Raw genomic sequence first — 24906 nt, forward strand, 5'->3', positions numbered from 1 at the left:
CAGGCTCAACCCGGGTGCAGGATGGGGCGTTTCGTTGTCGGTCTGCTGCTGGTGTGCTGCTGTGCCTTCGAAGGCGTGGCCCAGTCGATGCGCCCCGTGGTCGACGGGGACGCCGCCGTCTACTATGCCGTTCGGCGGAACGCCATGCTCTACAGCACCCCGGACTCGACCCGGCCCTACGTACAACTCAGTTTCCGGGAACCGGTCTTCGTGCTCGCCGAACAGGGGGACTGGCGGCTCGTGCGTACCCGGGACGGCGCCCGCGGGTACGCCCACGCCTCGACCCTCTCCAACGTGTGGATCCTCGTCTCCAAGCGCCGGCAGACCCTCTACGTCTATCGCGGCGGCCATCAGGTGCGCGCCTATCCGGTGGACCTGGGGCAAAACTTCTTCGCCGACAAGGTGCGGCGTGGCAGTCGCTACGAGCCGGATCACTGGCGCACGCCGGACGGGGTTTTTTTCGTGGCGTCGAAGAACCCGCGCAGCCAGTTCTACCGGGCGCTGGTGCTCAACTATCCCACCGCCGAAGATGCCGAACGGGGATTGCGGGAGGGCCTCATCACCCCTTCCCAGTATGAAGCCATCCTGCGGGCCGAGCGGGAGTTTCGGATGCCGCCGATGAACACGGCCCTGGGAGGCTGGATCGAGATCCACGGCGACGGCACCGGGGCCCGCAGCAACTGGACGCAGGGCTGCGTGGCGGTGCTGAACCGGCACATGGACGAGCTCTGGGAGCTGGTCGAAGTCGGCACGCCGGTATTGATCGAACCCTGAGCCGTTCTGCCGGTTTGAAAGAGCATGACGGAGAGAAACATGAAGCGGATCGGGGTTGTCATCGGCCTGCTGCTCGCGTATTTGCCGTGTGCCGGCACGGGGCAGGCACAGGACCGCACTCCCAAGCCGCTGGCCTTCGAGACGGGATATGCGGAGGGGCCCGTTTACGTCGTGCGCGTACACGGCCTGATCGACAACGGGCTGGCCCGCTACCTGGACCGCGCCCTCGACGAGGCCGAAGCGGCCCGGGCCGCGCTGGTCATCCTCCACCTCGACACGTTCGGCGGCCTCGTCGACGCGGCCGACCGGATTCGCAAAGACCTGCTCGATGCCGGCGTGCCCACCGTCGCCTTCATCGACCGGAACGCGGCTTCGGCCGGGGCGCTGATCTCGTACGCGGCCGACCGGATCGTCATGGTGCCCGGGGCCTCCATCGGGGCGGCGACGGTGGTCGAGGGCGCCGGCGGCGAGGCCGCCCCGGACAAGTACCAGAGCTACATGCGCGGGCTGATGCGGGCCACCGCCGAGGCCAACGGCCGGGATCCACGCATCGCCGAGGCCATGGTGGATCAAAACCTGGAGGTCGAAGGCGTCTCGCCGGCCGGACAGGTGCTGACGCTCTCGGCCCAGGAGGCGCTCGCCCTTGGCGTGGCTGATGCCGTCCTGCCGGACCTCGAGGCCGTGATCGAAGCCTTCGGCCTCACGGGCCGCGCGCGCATCGAGCACCACGCGACCCGGCTGGAGACGTTTCTCCGTTTTCTCGGGTCGCCGGTGGTGCAGTCGATCCTGATGCTGATGATGCTCGGAGGGCTGTACTTCGAGTTGCAGACGCCCGGCGTCGGGTTTCCGGGGCTGATGGCGCTGATCGGCGCCGGGCTGTTCTTCGGGCCGCACTACCTGCTCGGGCTCGCCGAGAGCTGGGAGATTGCGGTCTTCGTGATCGGGGTGCTGCTGCTGTTGCTGGAGATCTTTGTGATACCCGGCTTCGGGATCGCCGGCATCACCGGCATCGTGCTGGTGGTCGGTGCCCTCGGTGCCGGCCTCATCGGCAACATCGGTTTCGACTTCCCGTCGGGGGAGGCCGTCACGTCGGCCATCACCACGCTGGCCGTCACGCTGGTGCTGTTTCTGGTGCTGGTCTTTTCGCTGGGCCGGTATCTGCCGCGCTCGGAGCGTTTCAACCAGCTCGTGCTGGCGCCCGAGCTTTCGAGCGCCGAGGGATACACGTCGGCCGACACCCCGTTCGAGCTCGAAGGCCAGGCCGGCATGGCGCTGACGCCGCTGCGACCTGCCGGTACGGCCGTCATCGGCGAGCGGCGCGTCGACGTCATTACGGCCGGCGAGTTCATCCCGGCCGGTGCGCCCGTGCGGGTCGTGCGGGTGCGCGGCAGCCGGGTTGAAGTCCGGCAGGCGGAGCCCGGCGAAACCTCTCCGGCCTGACCCGTAAACCCCACCGTGTGCTTCCAAACCCAGCGAACCCTTGGAACTCCTCCTGGTCATTGCCATCATCATCGCCGGCTTGCTGCTGATTGTGGCCGAGGTTTACTTCGTGCCCGGCTTCAATGTGGTGGGGATCCTGGGCTTTCTGTGCATCGTGTTCGCGCTCGGCTTCATGTTCGTGGAGTCCGGGTGGATCGGGGGCGTCATCGCCCTGCTCGGCACGGTCGTCGTCGGGGCCGGGCTCTTCTACTGGCTATGGCAGTCCGGCGCCTGGGATCGCTTCGTCCTGACGACGACGCTCCGTCGGGACGAGCAGCTGGCGCGCCGCGAGAGCGAGCAGCGCGAGCGTTACCTGGGGAAGGTGGGCGTGGCGCTGACCCCCCTGCGTCCGACCGGCATCATCGAGGTCGAGGGGGAGCGGCTGGAGGTCGTCACCGAGGGGGAGTTCATCGCCGCCGGCAGCCGGGTGCGTATCGTGGCCCGGGACCGGCGACGCCACTTCGTGCGCCTGGCTGAAGCCCATGCCTCACAATCTTCCGGAGAAGGATGAGCGTTCATGTCGGCAAAGCATATCGCGGCGGCGTCCGGTACCCTCTCGGGTTGATCGGACTGGTGCTGCTGGGCTGGTTCGGCTGTGCAACGCCGGAGGAGGCGCCGCCGGAGCTGGGACCGCCGGCCGGGTGGCAGGCCACCGACGGCCGCTGGTGGCGCGAAGGGATCGACACCACCGTGGCCTTTCGCCGGCTCGACACGCTGGAGGAGATGGGCATCGCCTCCCGGGCGCCGGTCTATGCCGGCGGGGCCGCTCTGGCCGGCCGGCCCGACCTGATCCGGCAACAGCTGGCGCAGGCCGTCCGGCAGAGCCTGGTCCGGCTCTACCGAAACCAGCCCGCCGTGATCGATTCGCTCTTCGAACAGTACGTCGTGCCGCGCATCATGAAGGCGTCGGTGCAGGGCGACCCGCGCGAACTGGTCGAGCAATACAAACGGGAGGGATACAAGGTGATCCGCCGGCACTTCCTGGAGCCGCGTGCCGTGCGCCGGCTGGGGGAAGACATCGTGGTACCCTATCCGGACAGCCTCCGGGAAAAGCGGGTCGGCGGGGTCGTGCGGATGCAGGTCTATATCGATGCGTCGGGCGAGCCGGCGGCCGTCGAGCTGCTCGAAGGGGTGCATCCCGTGCTCGACCGCATCGCCCTGCGGGCCGTCACCGAGATGCGCTGGCAGCCGGCCTACCTGCTGCGCGGGGGCAAGTCGGATCCGATTCCCTCGTGGACGCGCTTCAACCTCACCTTCAGCGCGCCTTCGACGTAGGGGCGCCGGGTTCGTCGAGCAGGGCGTGAAGGACCCGGGCCCAGCCTGCCGGCCCGGCGGCTTCGACGCGGGTCAGGCCGGGCACGTCGAGGTCGGCCCAGGAGCCATCCGGTCGCTGGACGAGGAACGGGCGGTCGACGGCACGCAGCAGCGGGGCGTCGTTGGGGCTGTCGCCCAGCCCGATGGTGAGGACGTCGTGGCCGGCCTCCCGCAGCAGGTGTACCAGGTGGCGGACCGCGCGTCCCTTGTCGCTGCCCGCCCCTGTGATCGTATGGAAACGCCCGCCGGGAAAGCGCACCAGCCCCCGGGCGGCCAGCGCCTCGTCGAGCGTTTGCCACTGGGCCGGTGTGAGGTGGGCGTCGATGGTTTCGCTGTAGTCCCGTTGCCGGGCCCGGGCGGCAGCCGCCTCGTCCAGGCCCGTGCGGGCGGCGACTTCGGCCACGGGCATCTCGCTGAAGCCGCGGAACGGGAGGCCGGTCTCGGCCCGGATCGCCTGCAGGGCTTTCCGGACGGTGTGAGCGGGTACGCCGAACGCAAAGACGGCGGGAAGCGTGCGGCCCCGGAACCAGCGGGTGCGGGCCTCCGCCGGCACAAAGAGCGCCGCCCCGTTCTCTACGATGAACGGCTCGTCGAGGCCCAGCGCCGTGCGGTAGACCTCCTGTTCCGCCCGGGTTTTCGAAGAGCAGAAGATGATGGGCCAGCCGGCGGCACGGGCCCGCTCCAGGGCCGGACGGGCCGCTGCCGGGCTGTACGTCTCGAAGTCGAGCAGCGTGCCGTCGAGGTCTGTCACGATGACCGGTAGGCGGGCGTTGCGCGTCATGCCGGGGGCGCGTCGGTCTTGCCGTTCTCGAGCGCCGGGGCGGCCGCCTCCTCGGGCAGCTCGTCTCCGGTATCGCCAAGGTGCCCGTTCTCGAGGGTTTCCCGGCCGGCGGGGGCGGCCTGCGGCAACGGCGGAGCATCCGGCCGGGACGACCGTTCAAGCAGCGGCGCGTAGGGCTCGTTGCACAGCGCCTTCCGCAGCGTTTCCAGGTCCACGCGGTGCAACGACGGGTAGTAGGTGCCTTCCGGCACCGGATCGCCCGGCCCCAGGATGCCGCGCTCCCGCAGCTCCTGAACGATTTCCCGCTTGAGTTCCTCCGGGCAGATCGGCGAGTGGTAGATGGTCTGCAGGGCGGCCAGGATCATCTGGTCGACGTGGGCTTCGCCCTTGGCCTCGTGCAGGTGCGGGTTGCGCGACTCGATCTGAAAGATCTCCACGTGACGCAGGATGATGTCCGACGAAAGGCTCCCGACCACCCCGCCGTAGCGTTCCCAGAGGTTGATGTAGTGGTAGGGTTCGATGGCATAGCCCGTCGCATAGTCGAGTTGCAGGGCCAGGTCCATCGTCATGGCGTGCTCACCCGCGTTGCCCGTCTTGATGACCTCCGTGCCGAAGCCGGTGTAGTGGCTGACGAGCTTGTTGAGGAAGTGGTTGGTTACCACCGAGGTCCGGCCCCACTTGGCGAAGTAGAGGTGCGACCGGACGATCTTGGGCTTGCTGTTCCAGGCGATCCGCACCATCGAGTAGTCCGAGTTGCTCAGGGCAAACCCGGCGGCGTATTCCTTGATATACTCGTGGACGGCCCCGGGGAAGTAGTTGTCCGCATCGATGAAGCCGACGTAGCGCTTCCCCGCCAGGCAGGCCAGCAGGGTGGCCACGATCATGCCCTCCGCCTTGCCGTCCCGGACGAGCCCGTCCTCGTCGAGCAGGTAGTCGTAGCCCGCCCGGGCCAGCGCATCGGACAGGACCGGATCCTTCTGGTGGAGGTGCAACAGCCGCTTGCGCGTGAACCGGGCGAGTACCTCGAGGGCCTTGTGCTCCATGGTGAAGCGGTCCACCGGTTCCCGCTTGCTGTTGGAGACGACGATGACCAGGCAGTGGTGGGGAATGCCGAAGAGTACCCCCTCCAGCAGCTTCAGCTTCTCGTCGCGGATCGGCACGACGATGGCCATCTCCTTTTCGATCTCGTACAACTGCTCGTAGGAGAGCCGCTGGATGACGCTGTCCTCGTCGCCGGAGGCTTCATGATGCGGGCCGGAGTCAAACTCGTAGACCTTCTGCAGCCCGTAGATATGGTTGGCGCCGAAACGCTCGGCTTCGCGGGGGATCTCGATGCGCATGGTCCTGGGGGTGATGGTTCAACAATCGCGGAGACGTGGCGCACAGGGACCCGAGAGCCGCCTGTCGGTATGACATTGAACAAACTACCCCTATAAATACCCGGCGTATGCGGAAGGGTTGTGTTAAAAATCGGTTCGCAGAAAAAAAACCGTTATATTGTGACGGGCGGTGGGTTGGGAAAGGTCGGGGGTGGGATGATGATCTGTGGCGGAGTCTTTTGTCTTCACCGGCTAACGGTAAGTTGCTATGGCGCGCATCTTTATCGTGGAAGACCACCCCATTTACCGGGAAGGTCTGGCCGGCTACGTGAACGAAGAACCCGGGCTGCAGGTCTGCGGGGTGGCCGACAACGTAGCCGACGCCCTGACCGGGATCGAACGGACCAATCCACACCTCGTGGTGGTGGACCTCCAGCTGAAGGGTTCAAGCGGGCTCGACCTGATCCAGGATATCCGGTATCGCTGGCCGGAGCTGCATATCCTTGTCCTGTCCATGTACGACGAGATCCGGTATGCCGACCGGGTGCTCCGCATGGGAGCCCGCGGGTATGTCATGAAGGACAAGGGACCCGAGACGGTGCTGAAGGCGATCAAAACCGTGTTGCAGGGGGAGGTCTATGCCAGCCAGCGCGTCAAGGATCAGCTCCTGATGGGCAAGGTGGAAAAGTCGCCCACCGATGTACTCACCGACCGCGAAATCCAGATCTTTCAGCTGCTGGGAGAGGGCAACACGGTCGCCGAGATCGCCGAGCAACTCAACCGGAGCCCGAAGACCATTCAGAACCATATCGACCACATCCGCACGCGCATGCACCTCAAGAGCCGGCAGGAACTCTATCAGAAATCCAAGGAATGGGTGCTGGGCCTCGGGGAAGCGGAGGACGACGCCGGATGACCCGAGCCGGAGGCCCGGGCCTGAAAAGCCGGCGCTTTCGGCGGGCGAAACCATGCAGGGGGCCCCGGCGCAACCCGGCGACCAGGAACGGGGCGTGTGAAGGCAATGTGAAAAAGGGCATTTTTTTCTTGCTCATTCGCGACAAGCAAGGTTTCTCGAGTTGACTTATATTTGCGCGTCCTGTTCATCCCAACCCCCGTCTTGCCCACGCTAACCCCATCGCCATGAAGCCGGTGCCTGCCACGATACTGCTGGTCGAAGACAATGTGGCCCATGCCGCACTCGTGTTCCGGACGCTGGAAGAATATGATTTTGATGTCAAAATCGTGCATGTATCCGATGGCGAATCGGCGCTGGATTACCTTTTTCGGCGTGGTATGTTTGCCGGGCGAACGGAGCATGACCTGCCCTGTGTCATCCTGCTCGATCTGCGCCTGCCGCGCGTAGACGGGCTGGAGGTTTTGCGGCAGATCAAGTCGAACGAACGGTTGAAGAAGATTCCGGTTGTCATCATGACGACTTCCTCCGCCGAGCGCGACGTGTCCGAAGCCTACGAGCGACACGCCAACAGCTACCTGGTCAAGCCCGTCGACTTTGCACGCTTCTCCCGGATGATGGAGGGGATGAGTGAATACTGGCTGAAGTGGAACTATTTTGCCGGGGTGTGAATACTGGCTTCTCCGTCTGGACCGGGTTCCGGCGGAAGCACCCGCCGCCTGCAGGTTGAAACGGCGGTCATAGATCGAAGGCCGGTGCAGGTTGGCCGGCCGGTTTTTTTTGAGGTATCGTTGTTTTGCTTGCCGGGCATTGCGTTTTTTGTCTATTCCGGCCTGCGTCATGAAGTCCGTGCGGTTCGGAAGGGCAAACCCGGATGCGCGTGGGGATGAGGGGATATGGAACAGGGACCATTCAGGGTCTTGCTCGTGGAAGACGATCCGGCCCATGCGGCATTGATCAAACGAGGACTGGGTGAGGGGGATGTACCGCATCAGATCATCCACCTGACGAACGGGGAAGCGGCGCTGGACTTTCTCTTTCGTCGTGGAGAGCATGATGCCGCACCACGCCCTCACGTCGTATTGCTGGATCTCCACCTGCCCCGGGTGCACGGGCTGGAGGTGTTGCGCCGGATCCGGGATTCCAGCGAGCTGCGCCTGCTGCCGGTGGTGGTCCTGACCACCTCGGAGGCCGAGCAGGACGTGGCCGGTGCGTACGAATATCGGGCCAACAGCTACGTCGTCAAACCCCTGGATTTCCAGCGATTCAGGCGTTTCATGCAGGCGTTCCGGTACTACTGGCTGGAGTGGAACCACTACCCGTGGATCTGACCCCTCCTGCCGGGCATTAGCAAAGGATGGACCTCGACCGCATCGACATACTGCTGGTAGAGGACGAGGCCGCGCACGCCGCCCTGGTGCAGCGGGCGTTCAAGGCCCGGGGCGAGGCGGTGCACCTGCGCCATGCCGACACGCTGGCCGAGGCACGCCGGCAACTGGAACGGAGTCTGCCCGATCTGGCCATCGTCGACCTGCGCCTGCCGGACGGGGACGGCATCGAGTTGCTGGTCGTGGAAGACGGCATGCCGCTTTTCCCGGTCGTCATCATGACCAGCCATGGCGACGAGCAGGTGGCCGTCGAGGCCATGAAGGCGGGAGCGCTGGACTACGTGGTCAAGTCGGAGGCCATGCTCGTGCAGATGCCCCGCATCGTCGAGCGGGTGCTGCGGGAATGGGGGCACATCGTCGAGCGGCGGCGGGCCGAGAAGGCCCTTCGGGAGAGCGAGATCCGTTTCCGAAGTCTCTTTGCCCATTCGCCCGTCGCCATCTGGGAGGCGGATTATGCCGGTGTGAAGACCTTCCTGGATCTGTTGCCGCTCACCGAGCAGGAGGACGTCCGGGACTATTTCGACCAGCATCCCGAGGTCGTGCGGGCCTGTGCCCATCGCGTGTGCATCCTGGCGGTCAACGAAGCGGCGGTACAGCTCTTCGAGGCCGACGGCGCCGGGCCGCTGCAGGAGACGGCCTCCGTGCTCGTCGCCGGCGAGATGGGCGAGGCCTTCAAGCAGGAACTGCTCGCCATCCACCGCGGGGAACGGCTGCTCGAGCTGGAGGCCGTGGCCCGCACGCTGAAGGGCAACCGTCGCGACGTGACGCTCCGCTGGACGGTTCCGCCGGGGCACGAGCAGGACTATTCCCGGGTGCTGATCTCGATGGTGGACGTCACCGAGCGCAAGCGGCTCGAGAAGGAGATCCTGGAGATCAGCGGCCGGGAGCAGCGGCGCATCGGGCGGGATCTGCACGACGGCCTCGGGCAACTGCTCGGTGGCGTGCGCTTCAAGATCGCCCGGCTCCGGCAGCGCCTGCAACGGCGGGGCATCGAGGCCGAGGCCGAGATGCTCGATGAGATCGACCAGTTCATCGCCGAGGCGATGACGCAGGCCCGGGCGCTCGCGCAGGGGCTGAGCCCGGTCAGCGTCGAGGAGGACGGGTTGACGCAGGCCCTGCGGGGGCTGGTCTACACCGTCGAGCGGCTGGGGGGGATCCCGTGCACCCTGCACGTGGACGAACCGGTCTCCATCGGCGACCCGGAGGTGGCCACCCAGCTCTATCGCATCGCGCAGGAAGCCCTGACCAACGCCATGCGCCACAGCCGGGCTACCCGGCTCCAGGTGATCCTCGCGCGCGAGGGGTCCAGCGTCACGCTCACCGTGCGCGACAACGGGGTGGGCATCCCGAAAAAAGCAGCCCGGCGGGAAGGCATGGGCCTGCACATCATGCGGTACCGGGCCCGTATGATCCAGGCCGACCTGGAGGTGCGGAACCTGCCGGAGGGCGGAACGCAGGTCTCCTGCCGCTTCTCGACGGCAACGACCCTGCGGTCTTCACGGGCGCTCTCTGCGAACGAAAGCTAGGGGTTCATGGGAAAGCAACCAGCGGTGCCCGAGAACCTGATCGTCGGGCGGAACCCGGTGCGGGAGGCCCTTGCCCGGGACGAGGGACGGATCGAGAAAGTCCTGATCCAGCAGGGGGCGGGCGGAGCCGCCATTCACGCGATCCGGCGGGCCGCGACGCAGGCCGGGGTGCCCGTCCAGTTCGTGCCGGCGGCGCGGATGGCCCGGCTCGCCCCGGGACTCAACCATCAGGGGGTGGCGGCCGTGGCGGCCCCCGTCGCCTACCTGGAGGTGGAGGCGCTGCTCAACCACATCGCGCCGGACCCCGACGCGGTCCGGGCCCGCCGTCCGCTCCTGCTGCTGCTGGATCAGATCGAAGATCCCCACAACTTCGGCGCCATCTTGCGCAGTGCCGTGGCGGCCGGCGTCGACGGGGTGATCGTTCCCAGGCACCGGATGGCGCCCCTGAACGCGGCGACCATCAAGGCAAGCGCCGGCACCGCCCTGCGCGTCCCGCTGGCCCGCGCGGGCAACCTCGCCGACGTGATCCAGCAACTGAAGGAACGCGGCTACTGGGTCGCCGGCGCGGCCGGTACGGGAGCCACCTCGCTGTGGGAGATGGACTGGGACCGGCCGCTGGCCCTCGTGATCGGCAACGAAGAAAAAGGCCTGCGTCCCCGCGTCGCCGGGGCGTGCGACTACCTCGTTTCCATCCCGATGCGGGGCCCTGCCGAGTCGCTCAACGCCTCGGTGGCGGCCGGCATCCTGCTCTTCGTCGCCATGCGGGCACGGACCGGCAACCCGGGTTAGTTCCCGTTGAGCTTGTAGACGATCTTGCGGATCGTGTCGAACTGCAGGTACGGATAGTCTTCTCTCAACTGCTCGATGGCGTCGTAGGCCGGCACGTTCTGGCGACGTAAGGCACGAAACCGCTTCCGGATCTGATAGTCCCGGACCCCCTTTTCGTTGAGCAGGTTGTGTCTCGCCAGCACCTCATAGACCTCGTCGCTGATCAGGCCCGACAGGGGGTTCTTGGTTTCTGGATTGGCCACAGCTTGCATGGGTTTGACGGAATGGTTCGTGGAAGTACGGTGTCTGTGGGGAGCGTGTCGCCAAGGGATCGGGTTCGGGTAACCCTTTTTCGAAGAGAAGAGTAGGGCAAGGAATTTTCCATACCCGGGGAAATGACCCGAACGGTCGGGCCGGCGAGACGAGTTGTTCGATAAGCGGACCGAGCCGCGGGTGTCTGCGGTGGGTTGAGGCCGGCGGCGATCAGGGGGAAGGAGCGTGCCGTTCCAGGGCGCGGCGGAGCAGGAAGCGGAGGTCGGGGTCGGGTTCTTCGGCGAGGCGACGTTCGAGCCGTGCCCGGTCGGCGGGGCCGTCGGCGAGGAGGGTTTGCAGGGAGGCCCGGCGCACCCGGGGGTCGGGGTCGTCGAGGAGGGCCCAGAGCCGCTCGCGGGCGCGGGGCTGCGTCCCGGCGAGGGCGTGAAGCAGAGGCAGGGTGGCGATGCGGACGGGAGCGGGGTGCGTCGCTTCCGTGTAGGGCAGGGCGAGGTCGAGGGCGGTCCGGGCCGGCAGGTCGAGCCGGGCCAGGCCGGTGAGGGCGGCCTGCCGGATGACGTCGCGGTGGGAAGGGGTGATCAGTGCGGAGCGGATCACGTCGAGCGCCTGCGGGGCGCCGATCCGGGCCAGGGCCCGTACGGCGGCCGCCTGCACGCGGTAACTCCGGTCGGTGTTGGCGATCTCCACCGCACGGCGGGCGACGACCTCCGAGCCGGCGAAGGCGCCGAGCCCGTCGAGGGCAGCGGCACGGACGGCGGGTGCGGGGTCCGACAGGGCGTCGAGCAGCGCCCGCTCCACGCTGGGGGCGGGCGGCACCTTCCCCATCGTCTCGACGATGGCAGCCCGCACGGTGGCGTCCGGCTCGCCCGCCAGGGCCGACCGGAGACCGAAGAGCAGGTCCGGGTGCTCCCGGAAGGTAGCCAGCGCCCGGGCTGCCCGGAGGCGGTGGACCGGCGCGGCGGCATCCCGGAGCTGGGCGACCCAGGCCGTCACCGGCTGGTCCATCCGCACCTCGGCCAGCAGCGTGCTCCCGGCATCGAAGACGACGAAGCGCGGCGGCATGCGCAGCGGGAACGTGTACCGGGCCTCTCGCCGGTGCAGGCGGAGTGGGAAGCGTTCGGTGCCGGCCAGCGTTTCGACCTCCAGCACGACCTCGGCCTCGAAGACCTCCGGCACCAGAGGACCTTCCTGCACCTGCCGGACGGTCACGTCGAGCCGGCCGGTGGCGGCGTCATGCGCGTACGCGACCTCCAGGACCGGATGGCCGGCGGCGTAGACCCACTGGTCGAAGAACGGCCCCCAGTCTCGACGGGTCTCGGCTTCGAGCGCCCGCACGAAGTCGCCCGTCTCGACGGAGGAGCGGTCGTGCGCGTAGAGGAAGCGGTTGAGGACCCGGCGGAAGGCCTCGTCGCCGATGGCCTGGCGGATCATGTAGAGGACCCAGGCGCCTTTGGCGCGGCTGTGGGCGTCGCGCATCTGGGCCGGGTCTTCCCACCGATCCCACACGAGGGGGCGGACGTAGCGGGCCGTCTCTGCCCGGTAGGTGTGTGCCAGGCGGTCCATGTGCAGCGCGAGCGCCTCTTCGCCCCAGACGTGTGCGGCAAACCGGGCGCCCAGGTAGGCGGGGAAGGCGTCGTCGAGCCAGCGGTCGGTCCAGAAGTCGGCCGCCACGAGGGTGCCGAACCACTGCCGGGCCAGCAGGCGGGCCAGCGTCGTGTCCGGGTTCTCGTCGAGGCGGGCACGTTCGTCGAGCAGGTCGCCGGCATTCAGAAGCACCAGGCCGGGGGCGGCTGCGTCGCCGGTATGGAGGCCGGGGACGGCTACGAGGGCAAGGTCCGGCGTCGGGAAGGGGTAGCGCAGGTGGTCGGTGAGGAAGCGGATCACCTCGGGCACGTGGGCCAGGGTGCGGGCTGCCGCGTCGAGCCGGTTCGGGGGAGCGGCGTAGGTCGCGGTCACGCGGGCGCCGGGCAGGGTGTCGCCGCCGGCGAGCGGGCCGGACACCGGGAGGAGGTGGTGAAAGGCGACGGGGTAGGGGGCGGTGAAATGGTAGGTCAGGGTGCCGTCATCACGGGCCTGTCCGGTCTTCGGGAGGCCGAAGAGGTAGGCCCGTTCTCCGGCTTTTACGGTCCACCGCACGTCGGCGGTGAAGCGGTCGCCGGCGGTGTGCAGGAGGGGGGTCCAGTGGGCCTGCACGTCCGGTTCGTCGCTCGCCCAGCGGAAGGCGCCGGTGGCATACAGCCCGCGCCGGGGGGCGGCGGTGTAGGCGATCTCCAGCGCGAAGGGCGTGCCGGCGGCGAGGACGGTGTCCGGCCGGATGAGGAGGGTGTCCGGCGGGGCAAGGCGAAACGGTGCCGGGCGGCGCAGGGTGTCGGAGAGGGTCAGGTGCACCGAATCCACGTGCAGCGCGGGGGCGGCCAGGAGCAGGGCGTCGAGCGAGTCGACGAGGGCGACGAGGCGGAGGGTGACCCGGCCCGCAAGGCGCTCCGGTGCCGGGCCGGGCCGGAGATCCAGGTGCAGGTGCTCTAGTTCGACCGGCGGAAGCGGTGCCTCCCGGACCGGACCCGTGAACAACGGGTGATCGAACGGTGGCGTTTCCTGCGCCGCAGCCGGCAGGGCGAGCAGCGCGCATCCGGCCACCGCCAGCGATCGGAGGAGCGTGGAGCAGCGTGGCATCGGCGACGGGAGCAGGGTGAACTAGGCAGGAGGACGCAGGCTTTCGGCCGGACCGGGTGCGGTCACGGGCGCTTCGGGCTCGCGCACGACCTCCCTGAGCGTGCGCAGGCCCGCCCCCTGGAAGGCGAGGAACGCAAAGCCCAGCATCACATAGAGCACCATCTGGCCGGCGTGGGCCACGATGGCGTAGGAGGCGGCCACACTGCGCGCCACGCCGTAGAGGTGCACCAGCGTTTCGATGGTAATATAGTGATACGAGCCCGTACCACCCGGCGAGGGAAGGGCGACGCCGATGGCGCCCAGGATCATGACGTTCCAGGCGTCGACCAGCGTCAGCCCGAACGCATCGTTCATGCCGAAGAGGACGAACGGGAGGTAGGCCATCAGCGCGTAGCAGAACCACATCGCCAGCGTTGAGAACAGGATCACGCCGGGGCGGCGGCTCCGCAGAACGGTCAGCAGCCCGGCTTTGAAGGACCGGAGCGCCGTTCGGGCGCGCCCGGCCCAGCCGCCATGCCCGCCCGCCACGAGGCGCCGGTAGACCAGCAGCACCAGCCCGCCTACGACGAGCACGCCCAGGCCGAGCACCAGCACGGATCCCGGCCCGAGCCGGGTGCGAAGCGGTGCGAAGAAAAGCGTGTCGAGGGTCGTGAGGTGGTCCAGCAGCAGAAAGAACACGCTCACCAGCGCCAGCCCGAGCACGAGCACGTCGAGGAGGCGCTCGACGGCGACCGTGCCGAGCACCCCGCTGAAAGATTGCCGGGTCCGCCGGGCCAGGTGTGCCGACCGGGCCAGTTCCCCCGCCCGGGGCGCGGCATAATTGACCATGTAGCCGATCATGAGCGAGCCGAACGCTTCACGCAGGGAGACGCGGCGCGGCGTCTCGCCGGGCAGGGCTTCGAGCAATACCTGCCACCGCCAGGCCCGGAACAGGTGGCTCAGGATCGTCACCAGCGCCAGCGGAAGCAGCCAGACGTATTCGGCCGTTCGAAGCGCCGTGCCCACCTCCGAGAAGTCGACGCCGCGAAGGGCCAGGTAGAGCAACCCCCCCGCCAGCACGAAACTGCCGGCCTGCGCCAGAATCTTGCGGGTACGCTGGGTCATGGGTTGAAAGCCGGTGGTCGGAACGAACGCCCCCTGACGGGGAGGGCCGGGGCATACCCGCCGGTGCCGGGGATGATCCCATTCGATGTCCCGTCAATCCGACCGCAGGTCGACCACCTCGGCGCCCGGCGGCGGGGTGAACGCAAACGTGTCCGGCGCCAGCGGAGGATCGAGTTCGATCTCGCGGAGGTCGAAGACCAGCTTCGTCTCGTTCACATCCACGACCTCGATCCGGGTGATCAGGTCGTCGCTTTCCCGCATCACCACCATGATTTCGCGGAAATAGGAGGCGGGGTCGCGCGGGCGGAGCCGCACCGTGCGGTGCTCTTTTCCGTTCAGGAGCGCCCGGCCGGTGGAGATGATCTCGTACCGGTCCTCGAAGTTGAAGAGGAAATCGTTCAACGAGAAGGTGGTTTCATCCTTCACGTAGTCGTTGATGAGGACCTGGTTTTCGGCGGCGTTGTAGATCCAGGTCACCCGGCCATCGGTGACGATGGTCTGCCCGGGGACTTCCACCCGGAACTGGTCGCCGCGCAGGATGAGGGTGCCGGAGAACGTGTCACCCTCGCGCCCGTCGGGCGTGATCAGGGTCTGCCGGAAGGCCGCCCGGAGGGCATCCACCCGTTCGTACCGGGTCTTGAGGCGCTCCACCACCTCCTGCCCGCTCTGGGCACGGGCGGCCGGCTGTCCGAAAAAGAGGACGGCGGTGAGGAGCGTCATCGGGCAAAAAGGCAGGAGAGCACGTCGCATGCGTCGTTTCCTTGAGGATGAATCGAAAAGCGGGGAGGCACGCTCCCAGAACGCAAACGACGTACCTGCGTTTCCGGGTGTCAGGCCGGCTGGTGGACGGCTTCGTGCAGGGCCTCGCGGAGCGCGTCGACGTCGGCGGCGTCGTTGTAGACGTGCGGGGCGATGCGGAGGGCATTGCCGCGTACGGAGACGGAGACGTGGCGGGCGTCCAGCGCGGCCCGGAGACGGTCCATGGAAAGCCCGGCGGGCGTGCGAAAGCCGAAGAGGTGGGCGGCACGGTACGCCTCGTCCTCCACGCGAAAGCCCATCGTCCGGGCCGTCTCGATCAGGTCCCGGCAGAGCGCCCGGCAATAGTCCCGGATGTTTTCCACCCCCCATGCGAGCAGGTGGTCGAGGGCGGCCCGCAGCATCGGGACGAGTGCGAAGTTGCTCCGTTCGCCCACGTCGTAGCGGACGGCGCCGGGCTGATAGGCATCGGTGTAGCGCACCAGGCCCGCAAAGTCTTCGCTGCCCCGGCGGGTGATCCAGTTTTCTTCGAGCGGGACGCCGTCGTCGAAGCGGGGGCCGTAGTAGGCGAGGCCGAGGCCGTACGGGCCCAGCAGCCATTTGTAGCCGGCGCAGACGAGCGCATCCGGCCGGATCGCTCGCACGTCGAACGGCAGGGCGCCGACCGACTGCGTGCCGTCCACGACGAACACGGCGCCCACCGCTCGGGCGTGTGCCCCGATGCGTTCGAGGTCGAACACCGTCCCGTCCGTCCAGTGGACGTGAGGCAGGGCCACCAGCCCGGTATCGGGGTCGATGGCTTCGAGGAGGCGTTCGTTCCAGGCGCGTCCCCGTCCGGTTGCGGTTTCCGGCGGTTTCACCGTGCGGAGCGTGACGCCGCACTCGTGCTGCAGGCGCCGCCAGGCGTACACGTTGCTGGGAAACTGTTCGTGGAGGACGACGATGTTTTGCCCCGGCCGGAGCCGCACGTTTTTCGCCACCGTGGCCAGCCCGTACGAGACCGCCGGGATGATCGCCACCCGCATGGGGTCATCCAGGTGGATGAGCCGGGCAAAGCGCCGGCGGACCGCATCGCTTTCGTCGAAGAAGTCGGCGGGGGTGATCGAAGCGGGCACCCGCTTCCGGCGGATCCCTTCGATGCCCGCCGCTTCGACCTGTTTCGAAAGCGGGGCCATGTAGGCGCAGTTCAGGTAATGCAGGGATTCGGGAAGGAAAAACAGGGCTTTCTGGCAGGGAAGCATGGGGGCGGATCAGGCGTTCAGAGGAAAGTCGGCGAGGCGTTCGTAGACGGCACCGGTCGGCCGGAGGGTGCTGGCGTAGAGCGCGAAGTGCCCGACGGTGAAGGACCCCGCTTCGAAGTCGACGTGGTCCCGGAGGAAGGCGCGTATCCACGCCGTATCCGGTCGCTGGAGGCGCGCCAGGGTGACGTGGGGGTGGAACGGGCGGTTCTCCGGCGGCAGGCCGGCGTCCACGACCGCCGCCTCGACGGCCTGCTGGAGCGACAGGAGGCCGGCTTCCGCATGGGCACCCACCCAGAGGACCCGGGGGCGTGCGGGGCCGGGAAAGACGCCGGTGCCGCCGAGGCGGAGCGAGAACGGGGCCGCCTGCACGGCGTCGAGCCGTTCGCGGACGGCCCGCTCCATGGCTTCCTCCACATGGCCGAGAAAGCGAAGGGTCAGGTGGAGCTGCTCTTCGCGTACCCAGCGGACGCCCGGCCGGGGCTTCATCAGGCCCAGCAGCTTCCGCCGGACCGGCCGGGGCACGTCGAGGGCAACGAACAGGCGAGCCATGGCGTTGATGCAAGCGTGGACGCGAACAAGCTACGGCTGCACGTGCAATGATCCAAAAAGTCGTCTCCGGCGGGCAGACGGGCGTGGACCGGGCCGCCCTCGATGCGGCCATGGCGGCCGGGGTGCCGGTGGGAGGGTGGTGCCCGCGCGGGCGCCGGGCCGCTGACGGTCCGATCCCGGCACGTTATCCGTTGCGGGAGACCCCTTCGTCCGTCTACGCCGAACGCACGGCCTGGAACGTCCGGGACAGCGACGGCACGCTCGTCTTGCTGCGGGGCGCTCCGGCCGGGGGGACGGCGCTGACGATCCGGGAGGCCGAGCGACAGGGCAAGCCGTGCCTCGTGTGCCGGCCGGAAGAAGCCGGGGCGCCGGCGGCCGTCCGGGCATGGCTCGCCCGGCACGGGATCCGGGTGCTCAATGTGGCCGGCCCGCGCGAGGAAGAGGAACCGGGGATCTACGCGGCCGCCCGTGCCTGCCTGGCGCGGCTTTTCGAAGCCGACGCCGCACCTCGGTCCTGAGCCCGCTCAGGGAAGGATGACGTGCAGCGACTGCAGGTGCCGCTCGGCGAGGCGAAGGCGGACCTCCTCCATGCGCAGTTCCGTCTCCAGCCGTTGCAGCTTCGTCTCTATCTCCTGCCAGTCGGGTACGGGGTGCCATGTCTCAACGTGCAGCGAGGGGGGTTCGGGAGCGGGAGGGACGGCCGGGCGAGCCTCTGGCCGGGCCGGGTGTTCCCGGGGCGGCGCGGGGACCGGAGACACGTGCCGCAGAACCCCGTGCCGGTGAAGGGCCGGTGCCTTGCATGCGACCCTCTCCGATTGCATCAGGCCGGAAAGGTGCGGGAGCACGTTGCGACGAACGGACTGGTAGAGGTTGGCCGAGACGAGCAACAGGGCGACGAGGCCAAGGCCCATGACGAGTGAGCTTCGGGCGGGTTTTTCCATGGCGGACCTCCTGGCTGGCGATCTGCGGGACGTACGCGGTCGGGCGGCTGGGCGACGAGACCGGGGCGCGGTCTGCCCGGCTACGGATCGGCGCCGCTCCGTGTTGCGTGAAGAACGGCTTCCCGCACCGCGGGCCTTCTCTGGAAGCGGTCATCGTGCCGCCCGGCGAGCCTCTGCTTCCTGAAACGACGGGAGGCCCCCGGATATTGTGGGGGGGTCAGCAGGGGGCTTCCCGGGGCTCGGCCGGTGCCGCCGGTCGCAGCGGGGCGGTGGAGAAGCGCGCAAGGTCCACCTCGTCTTTGTAGTGCCAGCACCAGAATTGCTGGCAGGGGAAGCGGTTTTCGTAGAGGGCGCGGCCCACGATCACGGAGTCCACCCGGTAGGGGGCGAGCTCTTTGATCTTGAGCAGGTCCTGATACCCGCCGATGCCGCCGGAGGCGGTGATCCGGCAGTGCCGGAGGTGTTTGCCGAGGACGCGGTAGGCCTCCGTGTTGGGACCCTGGAGGGTGCCGTCGCGGCCGATGTCGGTGTAGACGATGCGGCGGACCCCCCGGGCCTCCATGTCGAGCGCCAGGTCGACGGCGTCCAGGCCGCTGCCTTCCGTCCAGCCTTCGACGCGCACCTCGCCGTCGGCGGCATCGATGCCGACGACGATCCGGCTGCAGGTGAACCGCTCGACGGCTTCGGAGACGAGGTCCGGGTTGCGGGCCGCTGCCGTGCCGATGACCACCCGGTAGACGCCGAGTGCCAGGGCGGCTTCGATGTCCTCGAGCGTCCGGAGGCCGCCGCCGAGCTGGATCGGAATGTCGAGCTGCCGGCAGATCTCGGTGATGATGGGGCGGTTGTGTTCCGCGCCGCCGCGTGCCGCGTCGAGGTCCACGATGTGGAGCGTGCGGGCGTTCATGACCCGCCAGAGCATGGCCATGCGGACGGGATCCTCGAAGTAGACGGTTTCGCGTTCGTACGAGCCCTGGTACAGCCGCACGCAGCGCCCGCCGCGGATGTCGATGGCGGGGATGACGAGCATCGTATCGGTGGTGTCGCTTGCTGAGGGATTGTCTGAGACTTCAACGCTTCAGTCTTTCAAAAGACTCAGCTCTTTCGAGCGGGCGGTGGCCGTCGCGACCGCGTTGATGAGCATGGTCCGCAGGCCGTGGGCCTCGAGGTCGGCCACGGCGGCGATGGCGGTGCCGCCGGGGGTGGTCACCTCGTCCCGGAGGATCGCCGGGTGCTTGCCCGATTCGAGCACCAGCTTGGCCGCGCCGTAGACCGTCTGCGCCGCCAGGCGGAACGCCTGTGGCCGGGGCAATCCCTGCTTGACGCCGCCGTCGGTCAGGGCCTCGATGAACATGTACACGTAGGCGGGCCCGCTGCCCGAAAGCCCCGTTACGGCGTCCATCAGGTATTCCGGAACGACCTCGACCATCCCCACGCCTTCGAAGAGTTGCCGGGCGATGGTCATGTGGGATTCGCGCGCCAGGGCCCCCGCCGCGATGGCCGTGGCGCCCTCGTCCACGATCATCGGGGTGTTGGGCATGGCCCGGACCACCGCAATCTCGCGCGCGAAGGCTTCCCGGAGGACCTGCGTCGTGAGACCGGCCAGCACCGAGATGACGAGGACTTCTTCGGGAAGGTGCTGCCGGATCTCCCGGATGACCTCGAAAGCGTTCTGGGGTTTGATGGCCAGCACCACCACCGAGGCGTCCTGCACGGCGGCGGTGTTGTCCGTCATCGTTCGGATGCCGGGAAACTGTTCCTGGAGCGCCGCCAGCATGGCCGGGTTCCGCCGGGTGGCCCGGATCTGGTCGGGGTTCAGCTCATGGGACTTGAGCATGCCACCGATGAGCGCCCGCCCGATGTTACCGGCACCGAGGATGGCAATCGTCTGGTTCGTCAGCATGTGCGCAGGAGAAAGGAAGCAGGGTCGGGAAAGCCATGAAAGTTAGGGGGGGCGCGGCCCGCGCTCAAGCCCCGGCCCGTGCCGGGTGTGTGCTGGAAGGGGTTTGCGCCGTAAATAAACGGTGAAGCCGTATCCGCAGCGCGCGGCAGGCATTAAAGGGAGGCTGCATTTTTGTTTATTCCGGACACACCCGACCTGCCTTCCGCGGAAGAACACACCTATGCCGGACCGATCCTTCGAACGCATCCTGGTGACGGCTGCCCTGCCGTATGCGAACGGCCCCATCCATATCGGTCACCTGGCCGGGGCCTATCTGCCCGCCGACCTCTATTGCCGCTACCAGCGGCTCAAAGGGCGCGACCTCGTCTTCATCTGCGGTTCCGACGAGTATGGCGTGGCCATCATGGTCCGCGCCCGGGCCGAAGGCATCACGCCGCAGGAACTCGTCGACCGGTACCATCCGATGATCGAGGAAGCCTTCGCCCGCTTCGGCATGAGCTTCGACCACTACGGCCGCACCACCTCGCCGGTCCATACCGAGACCAGCCAGGACTTCTTCCGGCGGCTGGCGCAGCAAGGCACCTTCATCCTCAAAACGGAGCAGCAGCTCTTCGATCCCGAAGCCGGTCTTTTTCTGGCGGATCGCTTCGTGCGCGGCACCTGTCCGGTCTGTGGCTACGAGGAGGCCTATGGCGATCAGTGTGAAAAATGCGGCACCTCGCTCAGCCCCCTCGAACTGCGCAATCCGCGGAGTGCGCTCACCGACGCCACGCCGGAACTGCGCGAGACGACCCACTGGTATATCCCGCTCGGCCGGCTCCAACCCGCCCTCGAACGCTGGATCGACACCAAAAAGGACTGGAAGCCGAACGTCCTCGGGCAGGTGCGAAGCTGGCTTCAGGACGGGCTCAAGGACCGGGCAATCACGCGCGACGTGCCCTGGGGCGTACCCGTCCCCGAAGACGTTGCCCGGCAGGCCGGTGTCGATGCCGCCGGCAAGGTCATCTATGTCTGGTTCGACGCGCCCATCGGCTACATCTCGGCTACCAGGGAATGGGCCGCCCGCCAGGGCGATCCCGACCGGTGGCGCACCTACTGGCAGGATGCCGGAACGCGCCTGATCCATTTCATCGGCAAGGACAACATCGTCTTTCACTGCCTCATGTTCCCCGCCATGCTGATGGAACACGGGGAATACGTCCTGCCGGACAATGTGCCCGCCAACGAGTTCCTCAACCTTGAAGGGCAAAAACTTTCCACCAGCCGCGGCTGGGCCGTCTGGCTCCACGAATACCTGGAAACCTTTCCGCCGGACCTGCTCCGCTACAGCCTGGCCACCACCCTCCCCGAAACCCGCGACGCCGACTTCAGCTGGAGCGATTTCCAGACCCGCGTCAACTCGGAGCTGGCCGACATTCTGGGCAACTTCGTCAACCGGACGATGACCTTCGCCCACCGCTTTGCCGGGGGGAAGGTGCCGCCGCTCGTCGAGCCGGGGGAAGTGGACCGGGCCGTGCTGGCCGAGCTGGCCGCCTTCCCGGAGCGCATCGGCGCGGCCTACGAGGGCTTCCGTATGCGCGAGGCCGTCTTCGAGACGATGAACCTGGCACGGCTGGGGAACAAGTACTTCAACGATACGGAACCCTGGCATACCCGCAAGACCGACCCGCAGGCGTGCGCCAACACAATCCACGTCTCGCTCCAGCTCTGTGCCGCGCTCAGCGTGCTCATGGAGCCGGTCCTTCCGTTCACGGCCGCAAAGGTGCGCCGGATGCTCCACCTCGAGGGCATCCGGGCCAGCACACCGGAAGGACCCGGGACGGGACGTGGATGGGACGACGCCGGGCACCCGCTGCTGGAGGCGGGACACCCGCTGGGGAAACCGGAGATCCTTTTCAAAAAGATTGCGGACGACGTGATCGAAGCCCAGGTCCGGAAGCTGGAGGCCGCTGCGGCGGCACCGGAACCCGCCTACGAGCCGGTGAAGGAGACCGTCACGTACGACGACTTCGCCCGGCTGGATCTGCGGGTGGGCGAGGTGAAACGGGCCGAGCCCGTCCCGAAGTCGAAGAAGCTCCTGCGGCTGGAGGTGGATCTGGGCTTCGAGACGCGGCAGATTCTGGCCGGTGTGGCCGAGCAGATGGCGCCCGAAGCGCTGCTGGGACGGCGTGTCGTCGTCGTCGCCAACCTCGCGCCACGCAAGATGATGGGGCTGGAGAGCCGGGGGATGTTGCTCATGGCGGAGGATCGGGACGGCACGCTCACCCCGTTGATTGCTGCGGGAGAACCGGGTGCCGTCGTGCGCTAACGGGACGGCGCCCCGGGCTCGTCGTTCAGGGTGGAGAGCAAGTCGTCGAGATCGAGCCGGCGGGTGTACATGGCCAGCGTGCCGTCCGGCTGGCGCGGCCAGGCGGCTTCCGGGCGGTCCCGGTAGAGTTCGACGCCGTTGCCGTCCGGGTCGTGCAGGTAGAGGGCTTCGCTGACGCCGTGGTCGGCGGCGCCGTCGAGCGGGTAGCCGGCCCGGATCAGGCGGTGCAGGGCCCCGGCCAGCGCACGGCGAGTCGGGTAGAGCACGGCGAAATGGTACAGGCCGGTGTGGCCCGGGGGCGGAGGACTGCCGTCCCGGCTTTCCCACGTGTTCAGGCCCAGGTGGTGGTGATAGCCGCCGGCACTCAGGAAGACGGCTGAAGTGCCCATGCGCTGCGTCACCTCGAAGCCGAGCACGTCGCGGTAGAACCGAAGGGAGCGCTCCAGGTCGGCCACCTTGAGGTGAACGTGACCGATCCGAACGCCCGGATGGATGGGGGCAGGTCGTTCCATGGTTACGGGGATGGGGATGCGGGTCGAATCCGTCGTGCTGCCCGGAGGCGGGGTATTCCGGGCTACGAGGGGCGGAACAAAGAAAAAGCCCGGTCGGGGGACCGGGCTTTTTCGTGGCGTGTTGCGAAAGCGGGCTCAGTCGAGCCGCTGAACGTTCGTGGCGCTGAGACCCTTGGGGGTGCGTTCCACATCATATTCCACTTCCTCACCCTCGCGCAGGCCGTCGTTCCAGCCAAGGCCGTTGACGTTGTTGCGGTGCACGAAGACGTCTTTGCTGCCGTCCGCCGGTTCAATGAAGCCGTAGCCTTTGTCCACATTGAACCATTTTACCTTACCGTGTGCCATTGTGTTGTACTTGGATTGCTCCGCGGTGCGCGCGCTCAAAGACCAACCTGAAGAACCCCGCTGCACGAGGTGCCCGAAGTGCCTAAAGGGGATTTGACGTCGTACCGGGGAGGTGTTACAGGGTGTAATGATAGGGCGTCAACGCGCGGGGTGTCCGAAGGTTCGCCCGGTGAAAAAAATTTTTTCCGTCGTGCGGCAACTCTGGAAAGAATCGATTGTATTACTATCAAGTTAGTACTATCCAGGACGTAGATGGCATTCGATTCGCTCATGCGCAGAAAGAAGTCGCTGATACCGCTTGGTGAGACCGAGATGGAGGTATTGCAGCACGTCTGGAGTCTGGGGCGTGCCACGGTGGCGGAGGTGCATGCCCGCCTGCTGAAGGAGCGGCGCGTGGCCTATACCACCGTCATGACCGTGATGAAGAATCTGGCCGACAAGGGGTATCTGGGGTTCGATCGGGAAGGCAACACGTACGTCTATCACCCGGCCCGTTCTCCCGAAGAGGTGCGCCACAGCCTGCTCAAGGGGCTGTTGCAGAAGGTGTTCCGCGGTTCGCCGTCGGCCCTGGTGCAGACCCTGGTACGGCACGAGCCGCTCTCCGAGGCGGAACGGGCGGCCCTGCTCCGGCTGATTGAAAGCATCGAAGACGACGATGGAGACACTGCTTGAGCTGCTCTACCGGCTGGGGAGCGGTGCCCTGTCGCACTTCTGGATTCCGGTGCTGGTCTGGACCCTGGTGGCCCTGCCGGTTTACCTGGTGCTGCGATGGCGGGGAAGCCTCTGGCCGGAGGGAGGGTACCACGTGCTGCGGGCGTTGCTCTTCGCATTGCCGCTCGGGGTGATGCTCGGGGCGACGACCGGGCAGGTGCTGGTGCGGTTGCCCGGTTTCGTTTCGGTCGATCCGTTGCGCCCGGACGGCGCGGGTGCGGTGTTGCCGGGCGTTGTCGCGACGGCGGGCGAAGGGGCGGGGTGGGGGCTGCTGCCGCTGGTCGGGTTGTTCACGCTGGGGACCGCCGTCGTCACGCTCTGGCAGCTTGGCCGGCTGCTGTGCCGGTTTCGTGCCCTGAGATCCGTGCGCCGGTGTCTCGCCCCCGTGGCGCCGGAGCGGGTGCCGGAGTGCGACGTGCTGGCCCGCCGCCTTCGTCTCCGGCGGAAAGTTCACCTGGCCACCCTGCCCGGGGACGTGGTGCCGATGACGTTCGGGGTTCGGAAGCCGGTTGTGGTGTTACCGGAAGCCCTGCTGGCGGATCCGTCCAGGCGGTATCTGGCGCTTGCACACGAACTCGTTCACGTCCGGCGACACGATTTCCTTTTCCACGGCATCGAGGGGTCGATTGCGGCGGTCTTTGCCTTTCACCCGCTGGTGGATCGGCTCTGCCGGGCCATCGGCGGGTATCGAGAGCTGGTGTGCGACCGGGAGGTGCTGGCGCTGACGGGATGCGGGCGCCGGCGCTATGCCACGTTGCTTTTCAGTTTTCTCGTTTCCACGCGCCATGTCCGTACCGTTGCGGTCGGAATGGCTGAGTCCTCTCACCTGACACAACGTATCCAAGCCATGAAAAACAACCGGAAACTCGTCTCACGTTTTTCGAAACGCACTGCACTGGTGCTGGGGCTTGTGGTCCTGGCCGGCGGCACGTTCATCGTGGCCTGCACCGATTTCGTCGGGAGCGATGTCGATGAACCGGCGGCAGAAGCAGCGCTTCAGAAGACCGGGCAGGAGACCTTTATCGTCGTCGAGCGGATGCCGGAATTGATCGGTGGCCTGGCCTCGATCCAGAGCAAGATCCGCTATCCGGAGATCGCCAGGAAAGCGGGCGTCGAAGGGCGCGTCATCGTGCAGTTCACGGTCGACGAGGAAGGCCGTGTCGTCGACCCGGAGGTGGTCCGGGGAATCGGCGCCGGGTGCGACGAGGAGGCCATCCGTGCCGTCATGGAGGCCAGGTTCGTTCCGGGCATGCAGGGCGGCAAGGTGGTGCCGGTGCGGATGACGATCCCGATCTCGTTCCGGTTGCCGCGCGATTGAACGTCCGGTCACC

Annotated in this window: 26 protein-coding genes; 13 read left to right on the plus strand and 13 right to left on the minus strand. The window is 67.5% G+C overall.

Going from position 1 to position 24906, the window contains the following annotated elements:
* The first annotated feature begins 21 nt into the window (after nt 1–21).
* From GQ464_RS16270 to GQ464_RS16285, 4 genes are read left to right on the plus strand one after another with little or no spacing between them, the layout of a single operon-like run.
* The gene (locus GQ464_RS16270) at nt 22–774 is read left to right on the plus strand and encodes a L,D-transpeptidase family protein (protein WP_228350371.1); all 753 of its coding nucleotides are present in this window, start codon (nt 22–24) and stop codon (nt 772–774) included.
* A gap of 24 nt (nt 775–798) precedes the next feature.
* A complete protein-coding gene (locus GQ464_RS16275) occupies nt 799–2214 on the plus strand; it encodes an NfeD family protein (protein WP_228350372.1) in 1416 nt (471 codons plus the stop codon).
* 40 nt (nt 2215–2254) lie between these two features.
* On the plus strand, nt 2255–2764 hold the full coding sequence (locus GQ464_RS16280; RefSeq protein ID WP_166973691.1) for an NfeD family protein: 510 nt from the start codon (nt 2255–2257) through the stop codon (nt 2762–2764).
* On the plus strand, nt 2761–3528 hold the full coding sequence (locus GQ464_RS16285) for an energy transducer TonB (RefSeq protein WP_166973694.1): 768 nt from the start codon (nt 2761–2763) through the stop codon (nt 3526–3528). The genes GQ464_RS16280 and GQ464_RS16285 overlap by 4 nt, the downstream gene beginning before the upstream one ends.
* Here the strand turns inward: GQ464_RS16285 and GQ464_RS16290 are convergent.
* Nucleotides 3509–4348: an HAD-IIB family hydrolase gene (locus GQ464_RS16290; RefSeq protein WP_166973698.1), complete on the minus strand. Its 840-nt coding sequence runs from the start codon at nt 4346–4348 to the stop codon at nt 3509–3511. The two genes, GQ464_RS16285 and GQ464_RS16290, sit on opposite strands and share 20 nt — an antisense overlap.
* Nucleotides 4345–5688: a mannosyl-3-phosphoglycerate synthase gene (mpgS, locus tag GQ464_RS16295; RefSeq protein ID WP_166973701.1), complete on the minus strand. Its 1344-nt coding sequence runs from the start codon at nt 5686–5688 to the stop codon at nt 4345–4347. The genes GQ464_RS16290 and mpgS overlap by 4 nt, the downstream gene beginning before the upstream one ends.
* Before the next feature lie 247 nt (nt 5689–5935).
* On the opposite strand from mpgS, the gene GQ464_RS16300 reads away from it, so the two are divergent.
* The 5 genes from GQ464_RS16300 to rlmB all read left to right on the plus strand — a co-directional run bounded on the left by GQ464_RS16300 (nt 5936) and on the right by rlmB (nt 10283).
* Nucleotides 5936–6583 (plus strand): response regulator transcription factor, encoded by a 648-nt coding sequence (locus tag GQ464_RS16300; protein ID WP_166973704.1) that lies wholly within the window; start codon nt 5936–5938, stop codon nt 6581–6583.
* Nucleotides 6584–6807: 224 nt separating this feature from the next.
* A complete protein-coding gene (locus GQ464_RS16305; protein ID WP_166973707.1) occupies nt 6808–7251 on the plus strand; it encodes a response regulator in 444 nt (147 codons plus the stop codon).
* Between the two features lie 255 nt (nt 7252–7506).
* On the plus strand, nt 7507–7911 hold the full coding sequence (locus GQ464_RS16310; protein ID WP_262899678.1) for a response regulator: 405 nt from the start codon (nt 7507–7509) through the stop codon (nt 7909–7911).
* Nucleotides 7912–7937: 26 nt separating this feature from the next.
* Complete coding sequence (locus GQ464_RS16315; RefSeq protein WP_166973713.1) at nt 7938–9494, plus strand: hybrid sensor histidine kinase/response regulator; 1557 nt, start codon at nt 7938–7940, stop codon at nt 9492–9494.
* Between the two features lie 6 nt (nt 9495–9500).
* Nucleotides 9501–10283 carry a 23S rRNA (guanosine(2251)-2'-O)-methyltransferase RlmB gene (gene rlmB / locus GQ464_RS16320; RefSeq protein WP_166973715.1) on the plus strand — a complete coding sequence of 261 codons (783 nt, stop codon included), beginning with the start codon at nt 9501–9503 and terminating at the stop codon, nt 10281–10283.
* On the opposite strand, the gene GQ464_RS16325 is transcribed toward rlmB, so the two are convergent.
* The 6 genes from GQ464_RS16325 to thpR all read right to left on the minus strand — a co-directional run bounded on the left by GQ464_RS16325 (nt 10280) and on the right by thpR (nt 16858).
* Nucleotides 10280–10534, minus strand: a complete 255-nt coding sequence (locus GQ464_RS16325) for a hypothetical protein (RefSeq protein WP_166973718.1) — start codon at nt 10532–10534, stop codon at nt 10280–10282. The two genes, rlmB and GQ464_RS16325, sit on opposite strands and share 4 nt — an antisense overlap.
* 211 nt (nt 10535–10745) lie before the next feature.
* Nucleotides 10746–13208, minus strand: coding sequence for a HEAT repeat domain-containing protein (locus GQ464_RS16330; RefSeq protein WP_166973721.1), 2463 nt, complete (start codon nt 13206–13208; stop codon nt 10746–10748).
* A 21-nt stretch (nt 13209–13229) separates the two neighbouring features.
* Nucleotides 13230–14312 (minus strand): lysylphosphatidylglycerol synthase transmembrane domain-containing protein, encoded by a 1083-nt coding sequence (locus GQ464_RS16335; RefSeq protein WP_166973724.1) that lies wholly within the window; start codon nt 14310–14312, stop codon nt 13230–13232.
* A gap of 93 nt (nt 14313–14405) precedes the next feature.
* Nucleotides 14406–15062, minus strand: a complete 657-nt coding sequence (locus GQ464_RS16340; protein ID WP_166973727.1) for a LolA family protein — start codon at nt 15060–15062, stop codon at nt 14406–14408.
* Nucleotides 15063–15142: 80 nt separating this feature from the next.
* The gene (locus tag GQ464_RS16345; protein WP_166973730.1) at nt 15143–16309 is read right to left on the minus strand and encodes an aminotransferase class V-fold PLP-dependent enzyme; all 1167 of its coding nucleotides are present in this window, start codon (nt 16307–16309) and stop codon (nt 15143–15145) included.
* 9 nt (nt 16310–16318) lie between these two features.
* Nucleotides 16319–16858, minus strand: coding sequence for an RNA 2',3'-cyclic phosphodiesterase (gene thpR / locus GQ464_RS16350; RefSeq protein WP_166973733.1), 540 nt, complete (start codon nt 16856–16858; stop codon nt 16319–16321).
* A 47-nt stretch (nt 16859–16905) separates the two neighbouring features.
* On the opposite strand from thpR, the gene GQ464_RS16355 reads away from it, so the two are divergent.
* Nucleotides 16906–17376 carry a putative molybdenum carrier protein gene (locus GQ464_RS16355; RefSeq protein ID WP_228350373.1) on the plus strand — a complete coding sequence of 157 codons (471 nt, stop codon included), beginning with the start codon at nt 16906–16908 and terminating at the stop codon, nt 17374–17376.
* A 6-nt stretch (nt 17377–17382) separates the two neighbouring features.
* On the opposite strand, the gene GQ464_RS16360 is transcribed toward GQ464_RS16355, so the two are convergent.
* The 3 genes from GQ464_RS16360 to proC form a co-directional block, all read right to left on the minus strand.
* Nucleotides 17383–17799, minus strand: a complete 417-nt coding sequence (locus GQ464_RS16360) for a hypothetical protein (RefSeq protein WP_166973736.1) — start codon at nt 17797–17799, stop codon at nt 17383–17385.
* A 217-nt stretch (nt 17800–18016) separates the two neighbouring features.
* Nucleotides 18017–18826, minus strand: coding sequence for a 1-(5-phosphoribosyl)-5-[(5-phosphoribosylamino)methylideneamino]imidazole-4-carboxamide isomerase (hisA, locus tag GQ464_RS16365; protein ID WP_166973739.1), 810 nt, complete (start codon nt 18824–18826; stop codon nt 18017–18019).
* A 48-nt stretch (nt 18827–18874) separates the two neighbouring features.
* On the minus strand, nt 18875–19699 hold the full coding sequence (gene proC / locus GQ464_RS16370; RefSeq protein WP_166973742.1) for a pyrroline-5-carboxylate reductase: 825 nt from the start codon (nt 19697–19699) through the stop codon (nt 18875–18877).
* A 220-nt stretch (nt 19700–19919) separates the two neighbouring features.
* On the opposite strand from proC, the gene metG reads away from it, so the two are divergent.
* Nucleotides 19920–22007 (plus strand): methionine--tRNA ligase, encoded by a 2088-nt coding sequence (metG, locus tag GQ464_RS16375; protein WP_166973745.1) that lies wholly within the window; start codon nt 19920–19922, stop codon nt 22005–22007.
* On the opposite strand, the gene GQ464_RS16380 is transcribed toward metG, so the two are convergent.
* Together GQ464_RS16380 and GQ464_RS16385 are read right to left on the minus strand one after the other, a co-directional pair.
* Nucleotides 22004–22519: a VOC family protein gene (locus tag GQ464_RS16380; RefSeq protein ID WP_166973748.1), complete on the minus strand. Its 516-nt coding sequence runs from the start codon at nt 22517–22519 to the stop codon at nt 22004–22006. The genes metG and GQ464_RS16380 overlap by 4 nt on opposite strands.
* A 135-nt stretch (nt 22520–22654) precedes the next feature.
* Entirely contained in the window at nt 22655–22864 is a 210-nt protein-coding gene (locus GQ464_RS16385) for a cold-shock protein (protein ID WP_166973750.1), read from the minus strand.
* Between the two features lie 252 nt (nt 22865–23116).
* On the opposite strand from GQ464_RS16385, the gene GQ464_RS16390 reads away from it, so the two are divergent.
* Both GQ464_RS16390 and GQ464_RS16395 read left to right on the plus strand, forming a co-directional pair.
* The gene (locus GQ464_RS16390; protein WP_228350374.1) at nt 23117–23536 is read left to right on the plus strand and encodes a BlaI/MecI/CopY family transcriptional regulator; all 420 of its coding nucleotides are present in this window, start codon (nt 23117–23119) and stop codon (nt 23534–23536) included.
* Complete coding sequence (locus GQ464_RS16395; RefSeq protein WP_166973753.1) at nt 23520–24893, plus strand: M56 family metallopeptidase; 1374 nt, start codon at nt 23520–23522, stop codon at nt 24891–24893. Before GQ464_RS16390 ends, GQ464_RS16395 begins: the two co-directional genes overlap by 17 nt.
* The last annotated feature ends 13 nt before the right edge of the window (nt 24894–24906 follow it).

This window comes from Rhodocaloribacter litoris (genome assembly GCF_011682235.2).
GTDB lineage: Bacteria > Bacteroidota > Rhodothermia > Rhodothermales > ISCAR-4553 > Rhodocaloribacter > Rhodocaloribacter litoris.